The sequence below is a fragment of the Nicoletella semolina genome (genome assembly GCF_004345745.1).
GTDB classification, from domain to species: domain Bacteria; phylum Pseudomonadota; class Gammaproteobacteria; order Enterobacterales; family Pasteurellaceae; genus Nicoletella; species Nicoletella semolina.
This window is the reverse complement of record NZ_SLXJ01000001.1, coordinates 259,454-284,235: the sequence shown is the minus strand read 5'-3', so window position 1 is coordinate 284,235 and position 24,782 is coordinate 259,454. Positions and strand designations below refer to the sequence as shown.

Genomic DNA, 24,782 nt, shown 5'->3' with positions numbered 1-24,782 from the left:
TACCGCATCTTCTAGGTCAGATTTCAACCAATTAATCTCCTCCCTATGTCCCTTCACCACATCGTCCAAACGGTCAATGTCTAGCTTTAATTGTTCACGAGACCCCACAACTAATTCTCGTAACTTCTGATTAATAACTACCTGATTAGCAAGTGCTGTAATCAAACTGCTGTCTGTGGGAGATTGATTTCCAATCTGCTCTAATGCTTTTAAGGAATTTTGCTTTTCTGACTTTATTTTGATTATATCATTCTTCAATGAAGAAATATCAACATTCCCTCTTCTTATATTCTCCATTAGTCCTAACTGTTTAGTCAATGCATCCGTGGCTATAGACCAAGCTCCCAACACACTATTTCCATTCCGAGCAACAGAAGCCTGTAGCCGTTTATAAACGTTATTAATATAAACAGCATTGTAAGCCAAATCTGCAATATCATTTAGTGCAGAGAGTTCAGTTTCTATTTTTGAATTCTCTACAATCTTCTGACTAAGTTCTGGATTATTATTGCTAGAATTCTGAGCCGCCCCCACACTACTCACACTCAACACAGCCAAGGCCACAACAGACTTCTTTAAGCTAAACACAGATTTTTGCATAATATTATTCTCCAAGTTAAGTAATATTACACTGTCTAATACAGACAGCGACTTAACCACGGATTATCCCCCCCCCCCCGCATATTTTGTCAAGCGATGAGCGGTCAAAAAAATCAGAAAATTTGCAAAAAAAATTTTTAAATTTATCCCTCCTTCACTCTTGCGAACAGTCCTTTCCGATGAGCGAGAGAGCGAAAGCAATGAATGAATCTAGATAAGTTAAAATCACTTTAAGATTAACGAAAACTTTACAAATCATCGTTTTTAAGCTACAAATTACGATAATTTATACACTTTGGGAGAATTTCTATGCAAACAACATTTATTCGTTCACTTTTAGCCTCTACGATTGCACTTGGTTTATCGGTAGGTGCGATGGCGGCAAATGTGCCTGCTGGCACTGTGTTGGCAGAAAAACAAGAGATTGTGATTAATAACGGCTCTGAGCCGCAAAGTTTTGACCCTCACAAAACCGAAGGAGTGCCTGAGTCCCAAATTTCATACCAGTTACTTGAAGGATTGATCAGTAAAGACAGTGATGGGAATTTAATTCCAGCAGCGGCAATTTCTTGGGAAAGTACACCTGATTTTAAACAATGGACATTTAAATTACGCCCTGAAGCTAAATGGTCCAATGGCGATCCTGTTACGGCTCACGATTTTGTCTTTTCTTGGAGACGTTTAGCCGATCCTAAAACAGGTTCCCCTTATGCAAGTTATTTAAATTATTTACAAATTGAGAATGCTCAAGATGTGATTGATGGTAGGAAAAAACCTGAAGAGTTAGGTTTAAAAGCAGTTGATGATTATACTTTTCAGCTAACCTTAAGTAATCCTGTCCCTTATCTAGCAGGTATGACGACTCACCAATCTGTATTGCCTGTCCCCCAAAAAGTGGTAGAAAAATTTGGTGATGAATGGGTGAAAAAAGAAAACTATGTCGGTAATGGCGCTTATAAATTAGTTGATCACGTCATTAATGAGAAAATTGTGTTTGAACGTAATCCTCATTATTGGAATGATAAAGAAACAGTGATTAATAAAGCAACTTTCCTTAGCATTCCTTCGCCAAATACTGATGTGCAACGCTACCGTGCAGGCGAAATTGATATCACTAACTACGGCTTACCACCAGAATTATTTCCTAAGTTAAAAGCGGAAATTCCAAATGAAGTGTTTGTGGTCAGAACGCTTTCAACTTATATGTATGAACTAAATCACAGTAAAGCTCCATTTGATAATATTAAAGTGCGAGAAGCAGTAAATCTTGCGTTAGATCGTAATGTGATTACTGATAAAGTATTAGCACAAGGTCAAACACCCACTTATGTATTCACACCAACCTATGCCGCTGAGGGCGGTGCGATTCAGCAAGCTGAGTACGCTTCTTTGCCAATGTCTAAACGTAGCGAAAAAGCAATTAAATTATTGGAAGAATTAGGATACAGTAAGTCTAATCCGCTTAAATTTACGATACTTTATAATACCAATGAAAACCATAAAAAAGTGGCGATCGCAGCAGCTTCATTGTGGAAAGCCAATACAAAAGGTTTAATTGAAGTTAAATTAGAAAACCAAGAGTGGAAAACTTATTTGGAAACTCGCAAAAGCGGTAAATCCGATGCAGCTCGTGCTGGCTGGTCGGCAGATTACAATCACGCAACATCGTTTGTAAATTATTTCCTTTCAAATTCAACTAATAACACTGCTTTTTATAAGAGCAAAGAGTATGACGATGCAGTAGCAGAATCTTATCTAGCAACAGATGTCGCTGGACGTGAAGCTGCTTATGCGAAAGCGGAAGCCATTTTAGCGAAAGACTATGCTGTCGTTCCAGTGTATAATTATGTGAATACCCGTTTAGTTAAACCTTATGTAAAAGGTTATACAGGTAAAGATCCTCAAGATAATGTTTACCTAAGAAATCTTTACTTGATTAAACAATAGTTAATTAAAGCGGTGGCTTTTTTGCAAAATTTTGCAAAGATCTCACCGCTTTACTTATATTCACCACTGTTCAACACGGACGGAGATACACGAATGTTGAAATTTATTGTCAAAAGGCTATTGGAAGCTCTGCCAACGCTTTTTATTCTGATTACTTTTTCTTTCTTTTTAATGCGTCTAGCTCCAGGCAGTCCATTTACCTCAGAAAGAGCCTATCCACCCGAAGTGATGGCAAATATTGAAGCGAAATACCATTTAAATGAACCCCTCTATAAACAATATTTCATTTATTTGACCGATCTTGCTCAAGGTGATTTTGGCCCTTCGTTTAAATATAAAGATCAAACGGTGAACGATCTTGTGGCTTCTGCTTTTCCTGTTTCATTGAAATTAGGTATTGTGGCATTTATTTTTGCAGTAACCATTGGGTTACTCTCAGGTACGATTGCCGCTCTTAAACAAAATAGTCGATGGGATTATATTGTGATGGGATTTGCAATGACTGGCGTGATTGTGCCAAGTTTTGTTTTTGCTCCGTTACTTGTGCTATTTTTTGCTATCTATTTAAAATGGCTACCTGCTGGTGGCTGGAATGGTGGGCAAGTTTACTATATGGTATTGCCTGTACTTTCTTTAACCATTAGCTATGTGGCGGGTATTGCCCGTATTACTCGAGGCTCAATGATCGAAGTATTACATTCCAATTTTATTCGTACCGCCAAAGCCAAAGGCTTGCCAATGCGTAAAATTATTTTTAAACACGCATTACGCCCTGCACTGTTGCCTGTTATCACCTACTTAGGTCCTGCTTTTGTCGGTATTATTACAGGGTCAATGGTGATTGAAAGCGTATTTGGCTTACCTGGTTTAGGGCAGCTTTTTGTAAATGGTGCATTAAACCGTGATTACTCATTGGTCTTAACTTTAACCATTCTTGTTGGTTCATTAACAATTTTATTCAATGCTATCGTAGATATTCTCTATGCAGTTATTGATCCAAAAATTCGTTATTCATAGGGAGTGTGAAATGTTAGCGAATAAAAATAAGCAAGAATTTGCTGATAAATTAGTTGAACAATCAAACGAAGCTATTCTTGAAGGACGTAGCCTTTGGCAAGATGCTCGCCGCCGTTTCTTTCGTAATAAAGCTGCGGTTGCCAGCTTAATTATTCTTTTTTTCGTGGTGCTTTTTGTTATTTTTGCCCCAATGTTGATGCCGTTTACTTACGATAACACCGATTGGAATATGATGAGTGCGGCGCCTGATTTTGAATCAGGACATTATTTAGGTACAGATGCTTCTGGGCGTGATCTGCTAGTAAGAATTGCTGTGGGTGGGCGAATTTCTTTAATGGTTGGTGTGCTTGGTGCGATCATTGCTGTAATTATTGGTACACTCTATGGAGCGATTTCTGGCTATGTCGGCGGTAAAACTGATATGGTGATGATGCGTTTAATTGAGATTCTTGGCTCTTTCCCATTTATGTTCTTTATCATTTTGCTCGTGACCTTCTTTGGGCAAAATATCCTCTTAATCTTTGTTGCGATTGGTATGATAGCTTGGCTCGGCTTAGCTCGTATCGTACGAGGACAAACGTTAAGTCTCAAAAATAAAGAATTTGTTGAGGCTGCGATTGTGTGTGGCGTGCCACGCCGTCAAATTATTTGGAAACATATTATCCCAAATGTATTAGGTATTGTAGCGGTCTACGCTTCTTTAGAGGTTCCTGCATTGATTCTGTTTGAATCTTTCTTAAGTTTCTTAGGCTTAGGAACACAAGAGCCTATGAGTAGCTGGGGAGCGTTGTTAAGCGATGGTGCAGCTCAGATGGAAACCTCTCCTTGGTTACTAGGTTTTCCTGCCTTTTTCTTATGCTTAACACTCTTTTGCTTTAATTTTATCGGTGATGGTCTGCGTGATGCACTCGATCCTAAAGACAAATAAGGATATAACGAAATGAAAATGTTAGATGTAAAAAACTTAAACGTTTACCTTAAAACCGATGAAGAAATTGTACACGCCGTGCGTTCTGTCTCTTTTGATATTGAAAAAGGACAAACATTAGCCATCGTAGGGGAATCAGGTTCTGGAAAATCAGTTACCTCAATGGCAATTATGCAATTACTGCCTAAAAATATCGTTAGCTATAGCAACGATTCTTCCATTGTATTTGAAGAACGTGAGATTTTAAGTCTGAATGAAAATGAAATGCGTGAAATTCGAGGCGATAGAATCGGAATGATCTTTCAAGAACCAATGACATCGCTCAATCCATTTATGCCAATTGGCGAACAGGTTGCAGAGGCGGTTAGCACGCATAACCCAAATATTAGTCAAACTGAAGCCACCAAATTAACACTGGCAATGTTAGAAAAAGTAAAAATCCCTGATGCTGCCAAAAAATTAAATTGCTATCCGCACGAATTTTCAGGCGGACAATTACAACGTATTATGATCGCAATGGCAATTATTAATAAACCCGATTTATTAATTGCTGATGAACCCACAACGGCATTAGACGTAACTACTCAAGCGGAGATCCTTGATTTAATGCTTGAACTGCAACGTGAAATGGGTATGGCAATCATCTTAATTTCTCACGACCTACGTCTTGTGCAGAAATACAGCGATATGGTTTGTGTAATGCAAAATGGGCAAATTATCGAACGTGGCGAAACACAAGCCGTGTTTAATAATCCACAGCACCCTTATACCATTGAATTACTAACACCAATTCCAGCAAATCTCAAACAACCGCTACCAGAGAGTGTTTCAACACTCGTTCAAGCGAATAATGTTGATGTGGATTACATTTTAAAACGTTCACTATTTGGTAAACCGAAAAAAGTCTTCCGTGCCGTAAAAAATATTTCACTGGCATTAAAAGTGGGAGAAACATTAGGTATTGTGGGAGAATCAGGCTCAGGTAAATCCACGCTTGGACGAGCCATTATGCAGATCCTTGAATATCGGGGCAATATTGAATTTGCAGATAAATCCATTGCTAATTTATCCAAAGCAGATAGAAAAACTCTCAAAAAAGATATGCAAATGGTATTCCAAGATCCGTTTAATTCTCTCTCACCTCGATTAACAGTGGGTGAAATTATCGGTGAAGGCTTAGCGGTACATTATCCAAATATGAGTAAAAATGAACGCCGTGAAAAAGTGATGAAAACGCTTGAGGAAGTGAATCTCTCACCTGCAATGATAAACAGATACCCACATGAATTTTCGGGCGGACAGCGACAACGTATTGCGATTGCACGAGCGATTATTCTTGAGCCAAGATTTGTGTTGCTTGACGAACCCACTTCTGCACTTGACCGTTCAACGCAAATTACCGTTGTTGAATTACTCAACCAATTACAGAAAAAATACGGTTTAAGCTACATCTTTATTAGCCACGATCTCTCTGTTGTACGAGCGTTAAGTGATCGTGTCATCGTTATGAGTAAAGGTGAGGTAGTTGAAAGCGGAACAGTACAGCAAATTTTTGACAATCCGAAAGAGACTTACACTCAACGCTTGATTAAAGCATCAAATCTTTAAAACTTATTTTTAAATAATATCAACAAAGAGATAGCAGTATGATTAAATCATCTGCATCTCTTTTTTGTCCTCCGTTCTTATTTCCTTATCCACAAAATAAACGCCATATTTTCCTCATCATTATTGACAAAACATTTTATATCAACAAATATTTTGCAGAAAGATGCTAAAAAACGACCACTTACTTCCTTTATTTTATTCAATTTCCGCTCAAAAATTGCCAACTTTGCCATAATTCTTATCTATTTTTTCGCTGAAATCACGTTTTTTATAAAAAATGTAAATTAATCTAAATAAATGTATTTTAAATTTTGTTGCAGTGGATTAGAATTCGCAACTTGAATTACAACTTAAATCAAAATTAGAAAACAAACCAACAAGGAGGCTCTAATGACCATTGCTATTATTATAGCAACCCACGGAGTAGCAGCAGAGCAACTTCTCAGAACAACCGAGATGTTGATCGGTGAACAAAATGATGTGGCATACATTGATTTTGTTCCTGGTGAAAATGCTGAAACCATTATGGGAAAATACCAAGCCAAGCTCGCTAATGAATTAGCACACTGTGATCAAGTGCTGTTCTTAGTTGATACTTGGGGAGGAAGTCCATTTAATGCAGCAAACCGTGTTGCTGAAGGCAAAAACAATATGGATATTGTAACGGGTGTAAACGTGCCAATGTTAGTCGAAACCTTTATGGCAAGAGATGATAATCCATCTTTAAACGAACTCGTTGAAGTAGCATTAGAAACAGGACGTGGCGGTGTGCGTGCATTACGATATCAAGAACAAGCCGCTGAACCTGCTGCAAAATCTGAGCCAAAATCGACCGCTACTACTCAAACTTCAGCCCCTGCGGAGCCTGCTAAAGTACAAAGCAATGGTGTAGGACACTTAGTCATTGGTCTTGCTCGTATTGATGACCGCTTAATTCACGGTCAAGTGGCAACACGTTGGACAAAAGAAAGCCGTGTTAGTCGCATTGTTGTTGTCAATGATGATGTGGCGAAAGACCAAGTTCGTTCTAGTATGTTAAAAAGCGTTGCACCTCCAGGGGTTACCGCACACGTTGTTGGTATCGAAAAAATGATTCGTGTTTACAACAATGCTGAATATGCTGACGAGCGTATGATGTTACTTTTCACCAATCCAACAGACGTTGTACGTTTAATGGAAGCTGGCGTAGAATTTAAATCTATCAATATTGGTGGCATTGCTTATAAAGATGGTAAAAAAATGATTACCTCTGCGGTTGCCGTTGATGAGAAAGATATTACTGCATTCAAAGCCTTACACGAAAAAGGCATTGAGTTAGATGTGCGTAAAGTGTCGAATGATTCTCGTCAATATATGATGGATTTACTCAAGAAAAATAACCTACTCTAAGGAAACTATTATGGAAATTTCAACTCTCCAAATTGTACTTGTCTTCCTCGTGTCTTGTATCTGTGGTATGGGTTCAATACTTGATGAATGGCAAACTCACCGTCCACTCGTTGCTTGTACCTTAATTGGTCTAGTTTTAGGTGATATGAAAACGGGCGTGATTGTAGGCGGTTCATTAGAACTACTTGCACTTGGCTGGATGAATATCGGTGCAGCACTCGCACCTGATGCAGCACTCGCTTCTGTTGTTTCAACTATCTTGGTTATCGTTGGTCGTCAAGATATTCCAACTGCAATCGCATTGGCGATTCCATTAGCAGCGGCAGGTCAAGTATTAACCTATGTTGTGCGTGCAATTACAGTGGGTTTCCAACATGCAGCAGATAAAGTGATTGAGACTGGCGATTTAAATAAACTCGACTGGATTCACCTTACTGCCTTGTTGCTCCAAGCGATGCGTATTGCGATTCCGTCATTGATTGTTGCGGTAACAGCAGGAACAGATAGCGTCCAAACAATGTTACAGGCTATTCCAGCAGTTGTTACATTAGGCTTGAAGATTGCAGGTGGCTTCATTGCTGTAGTGGGGTATGCAATGGTTATCAATATGATGCGTGCAGGTCATTTAATGCCATTCTTCTATGCAGGCTTCGTCATCGCAGCCTTCACAGATTTTAACCTTGTTGCACTTGGTGTACTTGGTACAGTAACGGCTATTCTCTACATTCAATTACACCCGAAATACAACCAAAGTAAACAAGTTGTACAGGTTGTAAGCAGTGGTAATGATTTAGACAACAGACTTGACTAAGAGGCAAAAAAATGACAACTGAAATCAGAAAAGTAACACAAAGCGATTTAAATGCGGTTGTTCGCCGTTCAAATCTTTTCCAAGGTTCGTGGAACTTTGAGCGTATGCAGGCTTTAGGCTTTGCTTACTCTATCGCTCCTGTGATCAAACGTTTATACCCAGATCCAAATTCTCAAGAACGTAAAGATGCGATTAAACGCCATCTTGAATTCTTCAATACTCAACCATTCGTTGCAGCACCAGTTTTAGGTGTAACCATTGCGATGGAAGAAGAGCGTGCAAACGGTAAACCAATTGATGATGCGGCAATTAATGGTATCAAAGTCGGTTTAATGGGTCCTTTGGCAGGCGTGGGTGATCCAATTTATTGGGGAACCGCACGTCCTGTATTTGCTGCATTAGGTGCAGGCTTAGCAGTACAAGGCAATATCTTAGGTCCAATTTTATTCTTTGTCTTATTTAACATCGTACGTTTAGCGACTCGCTATTTTGGCGTGACTTACGGCTATAAAAAAGGCTTAGATGTTGTACAAGATATGAGCGGGGGCTTACTGCAAAAACTCACGGAAGGTGCATCTATTCTTGGCCTCTTTATTATGGGGGCATTGGTACAAAAATGGACAAGTATTAATGTTCCGTTTATTGTCTCAGAAATCCAAAAACAAGATGGTACACTTGAAGTTACAACCGTACAAAATATCCTAGACAGCTTAATGCCAGGTCTATTACCACTACTACTCACTTTTGCTTGTATGTGGTTATTGCGTAATCGTGTGAACGCTTTATGGATTATCGTTGGCTTCTTTGCAATCGGTATCTTTGGTGCGTGGACAGGATTACTTGCCTAAGCCGCCTTTACCTGCAATATTTGCCTAAGTAATATTGAGTAACATATTGCATTTATTTTAGATAAAATGACCGCTTGTTTAATAGGCGGTCTTTCCATCATTTATACTCGTCTATGATCAATACTCTGCTACTTGTCGCTATTTTACTGACCTTTTCGTATATATTTTATGAACAATTCATCATTATTCGTCTAAAAGGCAATGTAAAACTGAATATCTTACTACAACGCCAATCCAGCTTTGAAGCAGTTATCATCATTGGCTTAATCATTATTCTCATTTATCAAGGATTCATTCATCATTCTTTATCTGCATTCAGTATATTTTTATTTTCAATCAGTATTCTGCTTACGGTCTACATCGCATTTATTCGCAAACCTCGGTTAATTTTGAAGGAAAGAGGCTTTTTTATTCATAATCTCTACGTTGAATATGATAAAATTGCTCAACTGAATCTATCCCATACGCAAAATAAAAAGAAGCTAACAGAACATCTTTTTGTTATCGATCTTAAAAATGGGAAACGGCTAGTAGCGAATATTCCAAATTTACAAGATGCAGAGCAAGTTGTTGCATTTTTCGGTGGCTATAAATCATCTAATCATTCAATAAGGAAATAAAATGGTTTTCAAACTCAAAGGTACTTTTCAACATTATGATTGGGGCGGAGAAAATTTTATTCCGCATTGGCTGAAACTGAATAACCCAAGTTCTCAGCCCTACGCTGAATACTGGCTAGGTGCTCATCGTTCTTCTCCCTCATCAATCGAATTTCAAGAACACTCCCTCCCTCTAGATAAACTTATCGATAATGATCCTACTTTATTAGGTGAGGCAAGTCGTGCAAAATTTGGCGATGAATTACCTTTCCTACTAAAAATTCTTGATGTAAAAAAACCACTTTCTATACAGCTTCACCCCTCGAAGAAAGAGGCTGAACAAGGTTTTTTAAAAGAAAATGAAGCTGGCATTCCATTAAATGCACAAAATCGAACCTACAAGGATACCAATCACAAGCCTGAAATGATGATTGCTTTGTCTGATTTTTGGCTATTGCACGGTTTCAAGCCTGTTAATGACATCAAAGACAGTTTGCAAAAATTCCCATCTTTAGCACCGCTTGTACAAGCGTTGGAAGAAAGAGGTTTGGCTACTGTCTACTCCGAAATTATGCAAGCAAACCAATCCCAACTTTCCAGTTGGCTGCTGCCAATTATTGAACAACAAAGAACCCCCTACCAACAAAACAAAATTAAACTCACGGAGCCAGAATATTGGGTATTTTATTGCCTTGATGCAATGAATATATCACTTGATAAACTTGATGCAGGTTTACTCTGTTTCTATTTTTTTAACATTGTTCATCTCAAAAAAGGTGAAGGAATTTATCAAGGGGCAGGCTTACCACACGCCTATTTACGAGGACAAAATATTGAATTAATGGCAGCATCTGATAATGTCATTCGTGGTGGACTAACGCCTAAATATATTGATATTCCAGCACTGTTACATACTATCAATTACCAGCCTATTACGCCTAAAATTATTCCAGCATTCGAAAATGAAGAACACGATATTCATCTGTATCCAACGCCAGAAGCCGAGGATTTTGCCCTAACTCATCTGCAATTTAAACCATTTGATGAGAAAATTTTTAGCACAACCAGCGCCAGTATTCTACTTATTATGCAAGGCAATCTATTTATTGACCTAGGCGATGACAATCTCTATCTATCACAAGGTGAAGCCATTTTTATTCCTGCACAAGAAAAGATTGATATTATCGCAGAAACAGATGGCTATGCAGTTATCGCTACAGTGCCATAAATAAGTATACAATTAACTTATATTAAATGGGACTATTTGGATAAAAAGCTAACTTTCCCCAAAAGTTAGCTTTTTGTAGTAAATAAAGGTAAATAATGGATAAAACTAAGATTCGCTATTATCTCTCTTGTAATGCTTGCTTCATACGAGTAATCGGTTTTGATTAAATATTGGAAATATCTTTTCTCCCATTTTTATATCTACTACAACGGTCATACTTAGAGTAATATCTAACACACTATCACTTTTATAGATAAAAAATATTTTTCTTTCCTCGTGGCACACTCAAATATAGCCGCACAATACTCTCTAACGACTTCTCGTGTCTCATCTAACTTGTATTGAAAAACCCCGCTTTACTTCTATCTCGTTGAATTTCTACCTCTCTCTCCCCAAGCATATAAATTCAAGTGACCATTTACCATAGATTCAGAACGGCAATCGCTATGATGTTTACGCTTTTGTACCACCATACTCGTAGTACTTAAAGAGATAATTCAATAATGCCTTGCTTCCGAAATTTTAGTTTGACTATGTGCTGCTAAGTTTCCTCTAAATGAGAATCAGAAACTAACGCATAACGTAAACCCTGTTTCCAATTATGCTTTCATTTTCATTGCTCTGCTTTCCTTATCTGTTATAATCCAAAGTCTTTTTGTTTCTCGCATATATTATTCAAATACGTTCTTTAAAATCAGGTGCAATTATGAATCCAATGTTAAACATCGCTATTCGTGCAGCAAGAAAAGCAGGCAATATTATTACCAAAGGTTATGAGCAATCTGTCTCTGACACACAAATTTCAGCAAAAGGCATAAATGACTACGCTACCGCTGTGGATAAAGCCGCAGAAGAAGCAATTATAGAAGTAATACGCAAATCTTATCCTGAACATAGCATTGTGGGCGAAGAATCGGGGGTTATTAAGGGCAAAAATAACGATGTACAGTGGATAATTGATCCGCTTGACGGTACAACAAATTTTATCAAACGTTTTCCGCATTTTGCCGTTTCAATTGCAATTAGAGTAGCTGGTAGAACAGAAGTTGGCGTAGTTTACGATCCGATTCGCAACGAGCTCTTTACTGCCGTGCGTGGAAAAGGTGCAAAATTAAACGAGTTTCGTCTTCGAGTGAATGGTGAACTCAGAGACTTGACAGGTTCAATTATTGCAACAGGTTTTCCATTCAAAGTAACTAAACATCAAAATGCCCATTTGAATATGATTGAGGTATTGTTAAAAAATGGTGTTGCAGATTTCCGTCGTACTGGATCGGCTGCCTTAGACTTAGCTTACGTTGCCGCTAACCGTCTTGACGGCTATTTTGAAATTGGCTTAAAACCGTGGGATTGTGCCGCTGGTGAATTAATTGCTCGAGAAGCAGGTGCATTAGTGAGTAATTTTGTTGGTGGGTCAGACTATTTAAAATCAGGTAATTTGGTTGTAGGGCAAGGACGTGTAGTCAAGGCAATTTTAACTCACATTCAACCTGTACTTACCGAAGACTTGAAAAACTGATTGATATGATAAGCGATCATTTTTTGAGAAAATATTGCAAATGTAATATCTGCAAAATTTGTAACATTTGCAAGAATTTCCTGATTATACACCACTTGTTTCAGCAAGTTTCTGCGAAATTTAAAGATGGAATATTATGCAAAAAACCTATCCATTGTTAAGTCAAATTAATTCACCAGATGATTTACGCTTATTACCCAAAGAAAAACTCCAACCTCTTTGCGATGAATTGCGTGCCTATTTACTTGAATCGGTTAGTCAAACAAGTGGGCATTTAGCTTCTGGACTAGGGACTGTTGAACTAACTGTTGCCTTACATTATGTTTATCAAACACCTTTCGATCAACTCATTTGGGACGTAGGACATCAAGCCTATCCGCACAAAATCCTCACTGGTCGCCGTGATTTAATGTGTACGATTCGTAAAAAAAATGGTTTGCACCCTTTCCCTTGGCGTGAAGAAAGCCCTTATGATGTGTTAAGTGTCGGACATTCCTCTACCTCAATCAGTGCAGGGCTTGGCATTGCCGTTGCTGCTGAGAAAGAAAATGCAGGGCGTAAAACGGTTTGTGTAATTGGTGATGGAGCAATTACCGCTGGAATGGCATTTGAAGCGATTAATCACGCAGGTTCAATCCATACCGATATGCTAGTAATTTTAAACGACAATGAAATGTCAATTTCAGAAAATGTGGGGGCGTTAAATAACCATCTTGCTCGCCTATTTACAGGGTCGTTTTACAGTACCTTGCGTGAAGGCGGTAAAAAATTACTCTCTGGACTGCCTCCAATCAAAGAATTTGTTCGGCGTACTGAAGAACAAGTCAAAGGCTTTGTCTCGCCAGTCGGTACAATGTTTGAGACGCTAGGATTTAATTATATTGGTCCAATTGACGGACACGATATTGAGGAATTAATCAGTACGTTAAAAAATATGCGAAATATGTCAGGCCCACAATTCCTGCATATTAAAACTAAAAAGGGAAAAGGCTATAGCCCAGCGGAAGAAGATCCGATCGGTTTTCACGGCGTACCACAATTCAATCACCTCAGTGGAAAGCTACCTCAAACCAAATCTGTACCCACTTACTCCACCATTTTTGGCGACTGGTTATGCGATATGGCAGCACAAGATCCAAAGATTATTGGTATCACACCTGCAATGCGTGAAGGATCAGGAATGGTTGAATTTTCACGTCGCTTTCCAGAACAGTACTTTGATGTGGCTATTGCAGAACAACACGCTGTTACCTTTGCGGCAGGACTAGCCATTGCAGGCTATAAGCCTGTTGTAGCAATTTACTCCACGTTCTTACAGCGTGCTTATGATCAATTAATTCACGATGTCGCAATCCAAAACCTACCTGTGATTTTTGCTATCGATCGTGCAGGTATTGTGGGGGCTGATGGACAAACGCACCAAGGGGCATTTGACTTGAGTTTTATGCGTTGTATTCCAAATATGACAATTATGTGTCCTAGCAATGAAAACGAAATGCGTCAAATGCTCTACACGGCCTATACCATGAATTCTCCTGTCGCAGTGCGTTATCCTCGTGGGAATGCGCAAGGTGTAACCCTTGAGCCGATGCAGCCGCTTGAAATTGGAAAGGGAAGTGTTATTTTTGAAGCGAGTCAGCAACAAGGAAAAAAAGTGGCAATACTCAACTTTGGCACTTTACTTAATGAAGCAAAAACTGTTGCCGAACAGCAAGGATATACGTTAGCTGATATGCGTTTTGCTAAACCACTTGATACTGATTTGATTCTTGAATTGGCAAATACTCACGATTTGCTGGTGACTTTAGAAGAAAATGCTATTCAGGGCGGTGTAGGCAGTGCGGTAAACGAGTTTTTGCAAAACTCACATATAACCAAACCGCTTGTTATGTTAGGTATTCCTGATTTTTTCATACCTCAAGCAACACAATCAGAAGCCTATGCCGATTTAGGCATTGATTCAGCAGGAATAAGAGAAAAGATTGCACAGCATTTGAAACAATTAAGTTGATGTTTCTATATATTATCTTTTTATTTTTACTCCCTTAACTTTTTGAAAGTTTTGGCAAGTTTAAGGGAGTGTTCTATCTAATTATCTCTTAGATCTGCTTAGTCTGTTTTCTCTCCAACAAACATTACTTTCCAACTATCGGCGTCTGCTACTCCTGTAATATACTTATGATCTTTTTTGTCTGGTTCAGAATCAATAAAATATAAATCACTGTATTGAACAATAGCTTTATCTCGAATATTCAAGGGATTTGTTGCTAGGGGATCAATAATAATTCCATAAACATTTCCAGAAAGATTGAATACTTTTTCATTACTGCCATTAACAGTGTCATATATACCACCATAGGCATTATTATTCTCAAATTTTAATTCAAGATCACCTTTATAAGTAATACGGGCAGGAATTGCATTACCACTATGCTCTTTTGCACCATAAAGTACGCCATCTGTTTTTTTATATGTTGCATTTAATTCAGTCGGAATCTCTGTTTTATATGCACTATTTAAAACCGCAAAATAAGCGTGATAACGTCCATCTGCAGAAGTAAGGTTGTCCGATAAAGAATGAGCATAATAGCCATAATAGAGTGCTTTTCCAATTTTATGCAGTTCATAATCTTTACCTAATTCATTGTTATTTGAGGAAATTTCTGCAAGTGGCAAGTGTTTTTCCGTACGTGTTAAAATGATTTCCTGCCCATTATATCTAGAATGTTGCGGATCTTTAGGCTGACTAAATTCGTAAACCGTGATTGTATTCGCTTGGCTATTTAATGTTGGAGGGTTTTTACCCACCACTTCATACTCATAGCGATTTTTCTCTTCCTCCACCTTTTGACGTTCTTGTTCAGCAGCCAATCGTTCTTTTTCAACTTTTTTACGTTGCTCTTCCTCTTTTTGGACTCTTTCAGCTTGAAGCTGACGTTCCTTTTCTAAACGTTCACGTTCAGCTTGTTCTTTACGCCTTATAGCTTCTTGCTTTTTACGTTCCTCTTCCTCTTTTTGGGCTCTTTCAGCTTGAAGCTGACGTTCCTTTTCTAAACGTTCACGTTCAGCTTGTTCTTTACGTCTTATAGCTTCAGCTTCTTGCCTTTTACGTTCCTCTTCCTCTTTTTGAGCTCTTTCAGCTTGAAGCTGGCGTTCCTTTTCTAAACGTTCACGCTCAGCCTGCTCTTTACGCCTCATAGCTTCAGCTTCTTGCTTTTTACGTTCCTCTTCCTCTTTTTGGGCTCTTTCAGCTTGAAGCTGACGTTCCTTTTCTAAACGTTCACGTTCAGCCTGTTCTTTACGTCTTATAGCTTCAGCTTCTTGCTTTTTGTGTTCATCTTCCTCCATATTTTGACGCTCTTTCATAGAGAAAGTGGCGGTTTCGTTACGATAATTTGATTTTCCTCCACTGCCACAAGCACTTGAAATTAAGGAAAGTAGTGTGATCGTAGCAAGTTTAGAATATTTCTTCATTAAATATAACTCCATAACAACAGTAAATAAAACAACAACCAAGCCTGAAAAACAAACTTGTATAACAAATTATACTATTTTCACCTGAGACGTAAAATATCTCTAATTAAAGTACTTTGCCAATTATCATAAGTTTAAAAATAAGTTAGAATGACTCCGTTTAAATCGACCATATCATTTTGTGGTAGATACAATTTAATTTGGAGACCTAATCTGGGAAATATGAAATATCAATGGATTTTATTTGATGCAGATGAAACGCTATTTTCGTTTCATTCTTACTTAGGGTTAAAAAATGTACTCTCACGCTATGGTATTTCGCATTCTAAAGAAGACTATGCTCAATTTCAGGCAATAAATAAACCATTATGGGTAGCTTATCAAAATGCTGAAATTTCCGCCGAAGAGCTTCGCTCAATACGTTTCGCTCATTTTTCAACATTAACAGGACGCACACCACTTGAATTAAATTTAGAATTGATGAATGAGATGGCACAAATTAGCCAGCCTTTAGACGGTGTGTATAGAATGCTTGAAAGCCTACACGGCAAGGTTAAGATGGGTATCATCACCAATGGGTTCACATATTTACAACATAAACGACTGACAAATACAAATACAGAAAAGTTCTTTGAATTCGTTATAACATCAGAAGAAATAGGCGTGGCGAAACCTTCACCCCAAATTTTTGAAGCTGCGTTTTCTAAAATGGGAGAATTTGATCGTAATAACGTATTAATGGTTGGTGATACACTTACCTCTGATATCCAAGGGGGAAGGAATATGGGTATTGATACCTGCTGGTTTAACCCAACGAAACAAGAAAATACAACGGAAATCGCCCCACACTATGAAATTCACTCAATGTCTGAGCTAGTTTATCTAGTAAGCGGTCGAATTTAGCTGAAATTTTGCAAACAATAGAGGATTTATGAAACTACAACAGCTTCGCTATATCGTTGAGATCGTTAATCAAAATTTAAATATCACCGAAGCCGCAGAAAGCCTTTATACTTCTCAACCAGGAATCAGCAAACAGGTACGTTTACTAGAAGAAGAACTCGGTACTAATATTTTTGAACGCAGTGGAAAGCATATCAAAGGGCTTACACCATCTGGAGAAAAAATTGTTGCTATTGCTCGAGAATTACTCGTTAAAGCACAAAGCATTAAATCCGTTGCAGAAGAACAAACCAGCCCGAATCGAGGTACATTACGCATTGCAACAACAAACACTCAAGCTCGTTATGTGCTACCCCCCATTATTGATAAGTTTAAAACTAGATACCCTGATGTCAGCCTACATCTTCATCAAGGTTCACCCATTCAAATCTATGATGCATTAATGGCAGGAGAAGTTGATTTAGCCATTACTACCGAAGCACAATATCTATTTGAAAATGCCATTTTACTTCCTTGCTATATCTGGAATCGCTCGGTTATTGTTCAAGCTGATCACCCTCTTGCAAAACAAGCGGAACAAAATAAGCCACTCACTATCGAAGAACTTGGCAAATATGACTTAATTACCTATACCTTTGGTTTTACAGGGCGCTCTGATCTCGATCACGCCTTTAATAAAGTAGGCATTTTGCCTAATATCGTTTTTACCGCCACGGACGCCGATGTGATAAAAACCTACGTTCGTCTTGGATTAGGTATTGGTATTATGGCGACAATGGCATACACATCTAGCGATAAAGATCTCGTTGCAATAGATGCAAGTCATATCTTCCAATCCAGTATGACGCAAATTGCCTTTAAACGAGGAACGTTTTTGCGAAACTATATGTACGATTTTATTCACTATTTTTCACCACATTTAACGAAAATGCGAGTGGAGGAAGCAGAACAATTGCGTGATAATAATGCGATTTTACGCTTGTTTGAACAGACAAAATTAGAGGCGCGATAAATGAAACCAGTAAAATTAATGAGATACTCTATTGCATTAATGCTTACCTTATTTTTTAAGAATGCCATCGCAGAAGAATTCAATATAAAATATAGCTCCAATTACTTAATGCCTGCTTATATTCACTTCAAAAACGATGGTGAACATTATCAAATTCAAGCCAAGATGAATGTGCCACTTTACAATATTACTTTTTCTGCAACGGGCTATGAAAAAAATCAGCAATTTCATCTATTAAGTTATCGTGATACACGCAATGGTAAAAATTATGCAATGGCAGAACTTGATGCAAATGCTATTCAATATGGGAAAACAAAAGGGCCACTAAAAAAAGAACATTTAATGCTGCCTACATTTGACTTATTTAGCCTAGCATTTCAGTTAAGTTATTACGATAAATTACCTGATAATTTTCAAACGACAAATGGTAAAAAATTGTACCCTGCTAAAAATGTGGTTCTAAATAAAAGTCAAAAATCAAAAAGTATCAAAGGAAAAAATATTGAAGAAATTACCTATCAGTTTAAAACAGGCGATGATAAAGAGATAGTGATAAAAAAATGGTTAAGTGAAAAATTTCCACGCTATATCAGCTACAATCGAGATGGTGATCATTACGAACTAAAATTCGATCGTTTTATCAAATAGCTTCAAAGTAAGGGAAAAAGCAGCACCTATACGATACTAATGTTAAGTGTCAAGAAGCATACCGCATACACCGACTAAAAAAATTTTCCCTCCCCCTATCTATCAGAAACAAAAGACAAGGAGAAGGAAATAAAATGATTAACTTGCGAGATGCTCCTCAAATCGGCGTGCTGCCTCGTCCCAGTTTACGATATTCCAGAATGCTTTAATAAAATCAGGGCGACGATTTTGATAGTTCAAATAGTAAGCGTGTTCCCACACATCTAGACCTAAAATTGGATAACCAGACACACCTGCAATTTCTTCGCCCATCAATGGAGAATCTTGATTTGCCGTTGAAACGACCGATAATTTCCCTTGATTAACAACCAACCAAGCCCAACCAGAGCCAAATCGACCAATCGCTGTTTTTTCAAATTCTGCTTGAAAATTTTCAACCGAACCAAAATCACGAATAATCGCTTCTTTTAGTGTACCTTGTAGCGTTGTACCTGTTTTCAATCCTTTCCAAAAAAGAGTATGATTCACATGCCCACCCACATTGTTGCGAACTGCAGCACGTTTTTCAGCAGGTACTTGATTTAAGTCTTTAATCAAGCAGCTTGGACATTTTTCGAGTAATTCTGGGTGAGCTTCTAATGCTGCGTTTGCATTGTTTATGTAAGCTTGATGGTGCTTAGAATGGTGAATTTCCATTGTTACTTTATCAAAATGTGGCTCTAAAGCATCATAGCTATAACCAAGTTCTGGAAGTGTGTATGCCATTTTTTTGTCCTTCTTTAAAGTTAAAATTACAAGCAACATCTTATCTGCAAAATTTTTACAGATATTCAGTGCTTGCCTAAGTAACCGAGCATTATGCTAGCAAAAAATCACCGAATAATCACTCATTGTTTAATCTAAATCAAAAAATATTAAATTTTTAAATATTCCTTAGGACAGTAAACGTAAATTTATCTATATCTTCTGTTAAAACAATTGACAAATCGGTCAAAGTAATCCATTCTTCTGCCAAGAATTTTACTCAACCCTTTACACTATCTCTCATATTATGAAACGTGCTAGTGCGACTATGACAATGATGATTACCATTATGCTCAAACATAGTGCGGGTGATTATCGTTAAAAAAACATAAAAATCAAAAACCCGCCTACAAGCGGGTTTTTTTGTATCTATTTTTGCAAATATACATATACAGGAGACATTATGCGAGTGCTAAAATTTGGAGGAACGTCCCTTGCCAACCCCGAACGCTTTATACAGGCAGCAGATCTGATAGAGAAAGCGCATCTAAAAAGTCAAGCTGCAGGCGTTCTTTCTGCCCCCGCTAAAATTACCAACCACCTCGTTGCTATCGTGGATAAGGCGATTGCTGATGAACCATTTGAAGCACACCTTTCAGAAGCAATGGGTATTTTCCAAACCATTATCAATGGTTTATATCAGGCCAATCCTAAAGTTGATCGTGATGGGCTACGAGCATTAGTCGAATCCGAGCTGACACAGATTCAAACTGTCGCCACCCAAAGTGCTAGCAGCAAATTATTGCCTGATAATATTGCAGCAACCATTCACTGCCGAGGTGAAAAACTCTCTATTGCAATGATGCAAGCGTGGTTTGAAGCTAAAGGCTATACAGTAACTCGTATCGATCCTGTTGAGAAATTATTAGCACACGGAAATTATTTAGAATCTTCCGTGGATATTACTGAATCTACTCGCAGAATTAATGCTAATGCAATTCCAAAAGATAACATTGTGTTAATGGCTGGTTTTACTGCAGGTAATGAGCAGGGCGAATTAGTCTTACTTGGGCGAAACGGATCAGATTATTCTGCTGCTTGCTTAGCTGCTTGCTTAAACGCAGAATGCTGCGAGATTTGGACTGATGTTGATGGCGTTTATACTTGTGATCCACGTTTAGTCCCTGATGCAATCTGTTTAGAATCAATGAGCTATCAAGAAGCGATGGAACTTTCTTACTTTGGTGCAAAAGTTATTCACCCTCGCACTATTGGTCCATTAGTTTCATTAAATATTCCCTGCCTAATTAAAAATACGGGTAACCCAGAAGCTTTAGGCACACTCATTGATGGCAGAGCAGCAAAAAATGGTTTAAAAGTGAAAGGAATTACCAACCTTGATAATGTAGCAATGTTTAACGTATCTGGCTCTGGAATGCAAGGTATGGTTGGTATGGCAGCTAGAATTTTCTCAACAATATCAAATGCTGGTATCTCCGTTATTTTAATTACACAATCATCATCAGAATACAGCATCAGCTTCTGCTTGCCCATAAAACTGGCCAGCAAGGCATTGCAAGTTCTCAATAGTGAATTTGCAGTCGAATTAAAAGATAACTCACTAGATCCCATTGAGGTCATTAAAGATCTCTCAATTGTGTCAGTTGTCGGAGACGGTATGCGTACCGCCAAAGGCATTGCGGCTCGCTTCTTTTCTGCATTAGCTCAAGCAAACATCAGTATTGTCGCTATCGCCCAAGGTTCATCAGAACGTTCAATCTCAGCGGTTGTGCCAATGAATAAAGCAATTGAAGCTGTCAAAGCGACTCACCAAACCTTGTTTAATAACAAACGAGTTGTTGATGTGTTTCTTGTTGGTGTTGGTGGTGTTGGGGGCGAGTTAATTGAACAAATTAAACAACAAAAGGCGTTTCTTGCAAAAAAGGATATTGAAATCCGTGTATGTGCATTAGCTAATTCTAACCGTATGCTATTGAACGAAAATGGATTAAATCTAGATAATTGGAAATCCGATCTTGAGCAAGCAACCCAGCCTTCCGATTTTGATGTGCTGCTTTCCTTCATCAAATTGCACCACGTTGTCAATCCTGTCTTTGTGGATTGCACCACCGCACAATCTGTTGCTAATCTCTATGCTCGAGCTTTAAAAGAAGGCTTCCACGTTGTTACCCCAAACAAAAAAGCCAATACATCAAGCTATGACTATTATCAGCAAATGCGTAAAAATGCACGCCAAAGCCAACATAAATTCTTATATGAAACTAATGTAGGAGCGGGGTTACCTGTCATTGAAAACCTACAAAATTTACTGGCAGCAGGTGATGAAGTTGAAAAATTTGAGGGGATTTTATCAGGCTCTCTTTCCTTTATCTTTGGAAAACTTGAAGAAGGAATGAGTCTATCTGAAGCAACACTCATTGCCAAAGATAAAGGTTTTACCGAACCTGACCCTCGTGATGATTTATCAGGTCAAGATGTGGCACGCAAATTGCTTATCTTAGCTCGAGAGACTGGAATACCGCTAGAATTAGAAGATATTGAGGTGGAAGGTGTCTTACCTGTTGGGTTTGCTGAAAATTTAGACACTACTGATTTTCTAGCTACATTACCACAAGCAGATGCCGAATTTGTAAAAAAAGTAGAACAAGCGACCGCTTGTGGAAAGGTATTACGCTATGTCGGATCAATTGAGAACGGTAAATGTAAAGTTGCTATTAAAGCCGTTGATAGTGATGATCCACTCTATAAAGTGAAAAATGGTGAAAATGCACTCGCATTCTATACACGCTATTACAGTCCAATCCCCCTACTGCTTCGAGGATACGGTGCTGGCAATGATGTAACCGCTGCGGGTATTTTCGCTGATATTTTACGCACATTACATGGAGGAGCGAACTAATGAGCATTTTGCGTATCTATGCCCCTGCCTCCAGTGCCAACTTAAGCGTGGGCTTTGACTCACTCGGCGCTGCTATTTCGCCAATTGATGGCTCATTGCTCGGCGATGTTGTACAAATTGAAGACAGTGAACGGCAATTTGAGCTGGAAAGTGTTGGGCATTTCGTACAAAAATTACCGAAAGAGCCACAAAAAAACATTGTCTATCAAGCCTATGTTCTATTTAGCGAGCGTTTAAAATTACGAGGACAAGCTGTCAAAAACCTACGCTTAACGCTAGAAAAAAATATGCCTATTGGGTCAGGATTAGGTTCGAGTGCTTGCTCTATTGTTGCCGCCTTAGTTGCATTAAATCGCTTCCACAATGAACCTTTTTCTAAAATGGAATTATTGGAAATGATGGGAGAATTAGAAGGGCGTATTTCTGGCTCAATCCACTATGATAACGTTGCACCGTGCTACTTAGGCGGCTTACAACTAATGACACAATCACTTGGCAACATTTGCCAACCTCTGCCATTTTTTAATCAATGGTATTGGGTGCTCGCTTACCCTGGTATTGAAGTTTCAACAGCTGAAGCTCGAGCCATATTACCCAAAAGCTATACAAGGCAAGATGTCATTGCTCAAGCTCGCTATTTAGGCAGCTTTGTACACGCTTGCTATACGCAACAAGATATCCTCGCTGCATTGATGATGAAAGATTTAGTTGCAGAACCGTATCGAGAGGCTTTATTACCTAATTTCCCAAATGTTCGTCAAGGTTGCAAGGATCTTGGTGCATTAGCAGTGGGGATTTCAGGCTCAGGTCCCACAATGTTTGCCATCGCACCTGACTTAGAACACGCCCAAAAACTCTCAACTTATTTAGAGCAGCAGTATCTACAAAATAGCGATGGTTTTATCCATATTTGCAAAGTCGATAACCAAGGTGCGAGAGAACTCAAGTAAAATTGAGCAAAAATACCCTTTTCTCAAAATACAATTTTGTAGCAAATAAATAAAAAATCGGCTAATAAACAACTATTAGCCGATTTTTTATTCACAATAAGCTAATGGCTTACACGAAAGACCTTCACATTTTGAAAGCCATTCTCTTTTAAATAAAGTGCCTGCAATTTACTCATCACACCACGCTCACAATAGAGCAGATAATTTTTAGACTGATCTAATGTACTAAATTGGCTGGACAATTTATAAAATGGCAGCAATTTCACCACTACTCCATCAATCCAAAAAGGCTTACCCTCCGTCTCTTCAGGGCTGCGAATATCTAAAATCACATCATTCTCTGTCAATTCAGAAGTCGTTTCAACAGAGACAACCTCTTTTTCCGTTTGCTGAGCAATTTCACGAATATCTAAAAATTGAGCCGAATTCACAGCATTTTCTAATATCGTAAAATCAAAATGCCCTTCTTCTTCCAAAATTTTACTTTCAATCGCTTTGACTGTTGGATTTTTAGAAATAACGCCGCAAAATTCTGGCATAGACTTAGCAATATCATCAGTGCCAATCTCTTTTGCTATTGCAATGATATGTTCTTTATCATGCGTAATTAAAGGACGTAACACTAAAATATCTGAAGCTTTATCAATCAAGCGTAAATTCGTTAATGTTTGGCTTGATACCTGACCTAACGCCTCGCCAGTTACAATCGCTTGAATCGCAAAACGATCAGCAATTTTGCTCGCAGCACGCACCATCATACGTTTTAGTACCACGCCCATCTGCCCATTATCTACTTTCTCAAGAATCTCGCCCACCACATTTTCAAAATTAATCGCAATAAAACGGACTTTATGAGAGGTGCTATAACGACTCCAAATATGATAAGCCATCTGCTTCACTCCAATCTCGTGTGTTGCACCACCTAAATTGAAAAAACAGTAATGCACTCGTGATCCACGACGAATCAACATATAACTTGACACGCCAGAATCAAAGCCACCTGAAATCAGCGACAACACATCTTCTTGAGTCCCAATTGGATAGCCTCCCAACCCTTGATAACGTGCTTTAATCAACAACATTTTATCGCCATCAATATCAATCCGCACGGTAACATCAGGGTGAGTTAATTTAACCCTTGCCGTTTCAATTTGCTGGTTCAAGCCGCCCCCAACATAACGCTCCACATCAAGCGAACGGAAATTGTGCTTGCCTTTACGCTTTACACGCACACAGAAACTCTTCCCCTTTAATTCGTCTTTCACTGCTGCATAAGTTTGCTCAAAAATATCGTGCATTGTAACAAAAGGCAGTTCCTCTACCGCCAAAATATGGTGAATCCCAGGAGTGCGTTGTAATAATGCCAAAACAGCATCAGCCATATTGGCATTTTTCACTCGAACCTCAATAAAATCCCAATGGCGGACAATCGCAATTTCGTCTGTCTCACGCATTAATACATTACGAATATTAGAGGTTAAAATTTTGATAAAGCGTTTACGCACCGAATCGCTTTTAATCATAATTTCAGGAAAAAGTTTAACAATAAATTTCATAAAATTCCCTAGAACAAGCGGTCAAAAACACATAAATATTTGCAATATTTTCTGCTTTTCCAACCGCTTGTATGATTTAGT

General features: G+C 38.4%; 20 protein-coding genes. 16 read left to right on the top strand and 4 right to left on the bottom strand.

All coding sequences use genetic code 11. The features are described from left to right. On the bottom strand, positions 1 to 600 hold a 600-nt coding region (locus tag EV693_RS01290), incomplete at its 3' end, for a hypothetical protein (protein ID WP_132500588.1). A gap of 309 nt (positions 601 to 909) precedes the next feature. Between EV693_RS01290 and EV693_RS01285 the strand changes: the two genes are divergently transcribed. The 11 genes from EV693_RS01285 (at position 910) to dxs (ending at position 14,505) form a co-directional block, all read left to right on the top strand. Next, positions 910 to 2,547, top strand: coding sequence for an ABC transporter substrate-binding protein (locus tag EV693_RS01285; protein WP_132500587.1), 1,638 nt, complete (start codon positions 910 to 912; stop codon positions 2,545 to 2,547). Between the two features lie 93 nt (positions 2,548 to 2,640). Beyond that, entirely contained in the window at positions 2,641 to 3,564 is a 924-nt protein-coding gene (gene oppB, locus EV693_RS01280; RefSeq protein ID WP_132500586.1) for an oligopeptide ABC transporter permease OppB, read from the top strand. Between the two features lie 10 nt (positions 3,565 to 3,574). Further along, entirely contained in the window at positions 3,575 to 4,492 is a 918-nt protein-coding gene (gene oppC / locus EV693_RS01275; RefSeq protein WP_132500585.1) for an oligopeptide ABC transporter permease OppC, read from the top strand. Positions 4,493 to 4,504: 12 nt separating this feature from the next. Beyond that, positions 4,505 to 6,100 (top strand): ABC transporter ATP-binding protein, encoded by a 1,596-nt coding sequence (locus tag EV693_RS01270; protein ID WP_132500584.1) that lies wholly within the window; start codon positions 4,505 to 4,507, stop codon positions 6,098 to 6,100. A 390-nt stretch (positions 6,101 to 6,490) separates the two neighbouring features. After that, a complete protein-coding gene (manX, locus tag EV693_RS01265) occupies positions 6,491 to 7,489 on the top strand; it encodes a PTS mannose transporter subunit IIAB (protein WP_132500583.1) in 999 nt (332 codons plus the stop codon). A 10-nt stretch (positions 7,490 to 7,499) separates the two neighbouring features. Next, entirely contained in the window at positions 7,500 to 8,300 is an 801-nt protein-coding gene (locus EV693_RS01260; protein WP_132500582.1) for a PTS mannose/fructose/sorbose transporter subunit IIC, read from the top strand. An 11-nt stretch (positions 8,301 to 8,311) separates the two neighbouring features. Continuing rightward, a complete protein-coding gene (locus EV693_RS01255) occupies positions 8,312 to 9,148 on the top strand; it encodes a PTS mannose transporter subunit IID (RefSeq protein WP_132500581.1) in 837 nt (278 codons plus the stop codon). Positions 9,149 to 9,261: 113 nt separating this feature from the next. After that, positions 9,262 to 9,768, top strand: a complete 507-nt coding sequence (locus tag EV693_RS01250; protein ID WP_132500580.1) for a DUF986 family protein — start codon at positions 9,262 to 9,264, stop codon at positions 9,766 to 9,768. A 1-nt stretch (position 9,769) separates the two neighbouring features. Beyond that, a complete protein-coding gene (gene manA / locus EV693_RS01245) occupies positions 9,770 to 10,975 on the top strand; it encodes a mannose-6-phosphate isomerase, class I (RefSeq protein ID WP_132500579.1) in 1,206 nt (401 codons plus the stop codon). A 706-nt stretch (positions 10,976 to 11,681) separates the two neighbouring features. Further along, on the top strand, positions 11,682 to 12,494 hold the full coding sequence (gene suhB / locus EV693_RS01240) for an inositol-1-monophosphatase (protein ID WP_132500578.1): 813 nt from the start codon (positions 11,682 to 11,684) through the stop codon (positions 12,492 to 12,494). Positions 12,495 to 12,630: 136 nt separating this feature from the next. Then, positions 12,631 to 14,505, top strand: a complete 1,875-nt coding sequence (dxs, locus tag EV693_RS01235) for a 1-deoxy-D-xylulose-5-phosphate synthase (protein ID WP_132500577.1) — start codon at positions 12,631 to 12,633, stop codon at positions 14,503 to 14,505. Between the two features lie 98 nt (positions 14,506 to 14,603). On the opposite strand, the gene EV693_RS01230 is transcribed toward dxs, so the two are convergent. Continuing rightward, complete coding sequence (locus EV693_RS01230) at positions 14,604 to 15,968, bottom strand: hypothetical protein (RefSeq protein ID WP_132500576.1); 1,365 nt, start codon at positions 15,966 to 15,968, stop codon at positions 14,604 to 14,606. Between the two features lie 222 nt (positions 15,969 to 16,190). Here EV693_RS01230 and yjjG point away from each other — a divergent pair, with 222 nt between their 5' ends. From yjjG to EV693_RS01215, 3 genes are read left to right on the top strand one after another with little or no spacing between them, the layout of a single operon-like run. Continuing rightward, positions 16,191 to 16,871 carry a pyrimidine 5'-nucleotidase gene (gene yjjG / locus EV693_RS01225; RefSeq protein ID WP_132500575.1) on the top strand — a complete coding sequence of 227 codons (681 nt, stop codon included), beginning with the start codon at positions 16,191 to 16,193 and terminating at the stop codon, positions 16,869 to 16,871. A 28-nt stretch (positions 16,872 to 16,899) separates the two neighbouring features. Continuing rightward, positions 16,900 to 17,883 (top strand): HTH-type transcriptional regulator CysB, encoded by a 984-nt coding sequence (gene cysB, locus EV693_RS01220; RefSeq protein WP_132500574.1) that lies wholly within the window; start codon positions 16,900 to 16,902, stop codon positions 17,881 to 17,883. Between the two features lie 18 nt (positions 17,884 to 17,901). Then, positions 17,902 to 18,531 (top strand): hypothetical protein, encoded by a 630-nt coding sequence (locus tag EV693_RS01215; RefSeq protein WP_132500604.1) that lies wholly within the window; start codon positions 17,902 to 17,904, stop codon positions 18,529 to 18,531. Positions 18,532 to 18,669: 138 nt separating this feature from the next. On the opposite strand, the gene sodA is transcribed toward EV693_RS01215, so the two are convergent. Further along, entirely contained in the window at positions 18,670 to 19,296 is a 627-nt protein-coding gene (gene sodA, locus EV693_RS01210; protein ID WP_132500573.1) for a superoxide dismutase [Mn], read from the bottom strand. Positions 19,297 to 19,738: 442 nt separating this feature from the next. Here sodA and thrA point away from each other — a divergent pair, with 442 nt between their 5' ends. Further along, positions 19,739 to 22,195, top strand: a complete 2,457-nt coding sequence (gene thrA, locus EV693_RS01205; RefSeq protein WP_132500572.1) for a bifunctional aspartate kinase/homoserine dehydrogenase I — start codon at positions 19,739 to 19,741, stop codon at positions 22,193 to 22,195. Further along, on the top strand, positions 22,195 to 23,145 hold the full coding sequence (thrB, locus tag EV693_RS01200) for a homoserine kinase (RefSeq protein ID WP_132500571.1): 951 nt from the start codon (positions 22,195 to 22,197) through the stop codon (positions 23,143 to 23,145). The genes thrA and thrB overlap by 1 nt, the downstream gene beginning before the upstream one ends. A gap of 101 nt (positions 23,146 to 23,246) precedes the next feature. Here the strand turns inward: thrB and thiI are convergent, their stop codons facing one another. After that, entirely contained in the window at positions 23,247 to 24,701 is a 1,455-nt protein-coding gene (gene thiI, locus EV693_RS01195) for a tRNA uracil 4-sulfurtransferase ThiI (protein ID WP_132500570.1), read from the bottom strand. Positions 24,702 to 24,782 lie beyond the last annotated feature (81 nt).

Bases quoted from the DNA above. Each gene is read 5' to 3' on its own strand.
- EV693_RS01285 (WP_132500587.1), top strand. From the start codon at position 910: ATGCAAACAACATTTATTCGTTCACTTTTAGCCTCTACGATTGCACTT.
- oppB (WP_132500586.1), top strand. From the start codon at position 2,641: ATGTTGAAATTTATTGTCAAAAGGCTATTGGAAGCTCTGCCAACGCTT.
- oppC (WP_132500585.1), top strand. From the start codon at position 3,575: ATGTTAGCGAATAAAAATAAGCAAGAATTTGCTGATAAATTAGTTGAA.
- EV693_RS01270 (WP_132500584.1), top strand. From the start codon at position 4,505: ATGAAAATGTTAGATGTAAAAAACTTAAACGTTTACCTTAAAACCGAT.
- manX (WP_132500583.1), top strand. From the start codon at position 6,491: ATGACCATTGCTATTATTATAGCAACCCACGGAGTAGCAGCAGAGCAA.
- EV693_RS01260 (WP_132500582.1), top strand. From the start codon at position 7,500: ATGGAAATTTCAACTCTCCAAATTGTACTTGTCTTCCTCGTGTCTTGT.
- EV693_RS01255 (WP_132500581.1), top strand. From the start codon at position 8,312: ATGACAACTGAAATCAGAAAAGTAACACAAAGCGATTTAAATGCGGTT.
- EV693_RS01250 (WP_132500580.1), top strand. From the start codon at position 9,262: ATGATCAATACTCTGCTACTTGTCGCTATTTTACTGACCTTTTCGTAT.
- manA (WP_132500579.1), top strand. From the start codon at position 9,770: ATGGTTTTCAAACTCAAAGGTACTTTTCAACATTATGATTGGGGCGGA.
- suhB (WP_132500578.1), top strand. From the start codon at position 11,682: ATGAATCCAATGTTAAACATCGCTATTCGTGCAGCAAGAAAAGCAGGC.
- dxs (WP_132500577.1), top strand. From the start codon at position 12,631: ATGCAAAAAACCTATCCATTGTTAAGTCAAATTAATTCACCAGATGAT.
- EV693_RS01230 (WP_132500576.1), bottom strand. From the start codon at position 15,968: ATGAAGAAATATTCTAAACTTGCTACGATCACACTACTTTCCTTAATT.
- yjjG (WP_132500575.1), top strand. From the start codon at position 16,191: ATGAAATATCAATGGATTTTATTTGATGCAGATGAAACGCTATTTTCG.
- cysB (WP_132500574.1), top strand. From the start codon at position 16,900: ATGAAACTACAACAGCTTCGCTATATCGTTGAGATCGTTAATCAAAAT.
- EV693_RS01215 (WP_132500604.1), top strand. From the start codon at position 17,902: ATGAGATACTCTATTGCATTAATGCTTACCTTATTTTTTAAGAATGCC.
- sodA (WP_132500573.1), bottom strand. From the start codon at position 19,296: ATGGCATACACACTTCCAGAACTTGGTTATAGCTATGATGCTTTAGAG.
- thrA (WP_132500572.1), top strand. From the start codon at position 19,739: ATGCGAGTGCTAAAATTTGGAGGAACGTCCCTTGCCAACCCCGAACGC.
- thrB (WP_132500571.1), top strand. From the start codon at position 22,195: ATGAGCATTTTGCGTATCTATGCCCCTGCCTCCAGTGCCAACTTAAGC.
- thiI (WP_132500570.1), bottom strand. From the start codon at position 24,701: ATGAAATTTATTGTTAAACTTTTTCCTGAAATTATGATTAAAAGCGAT.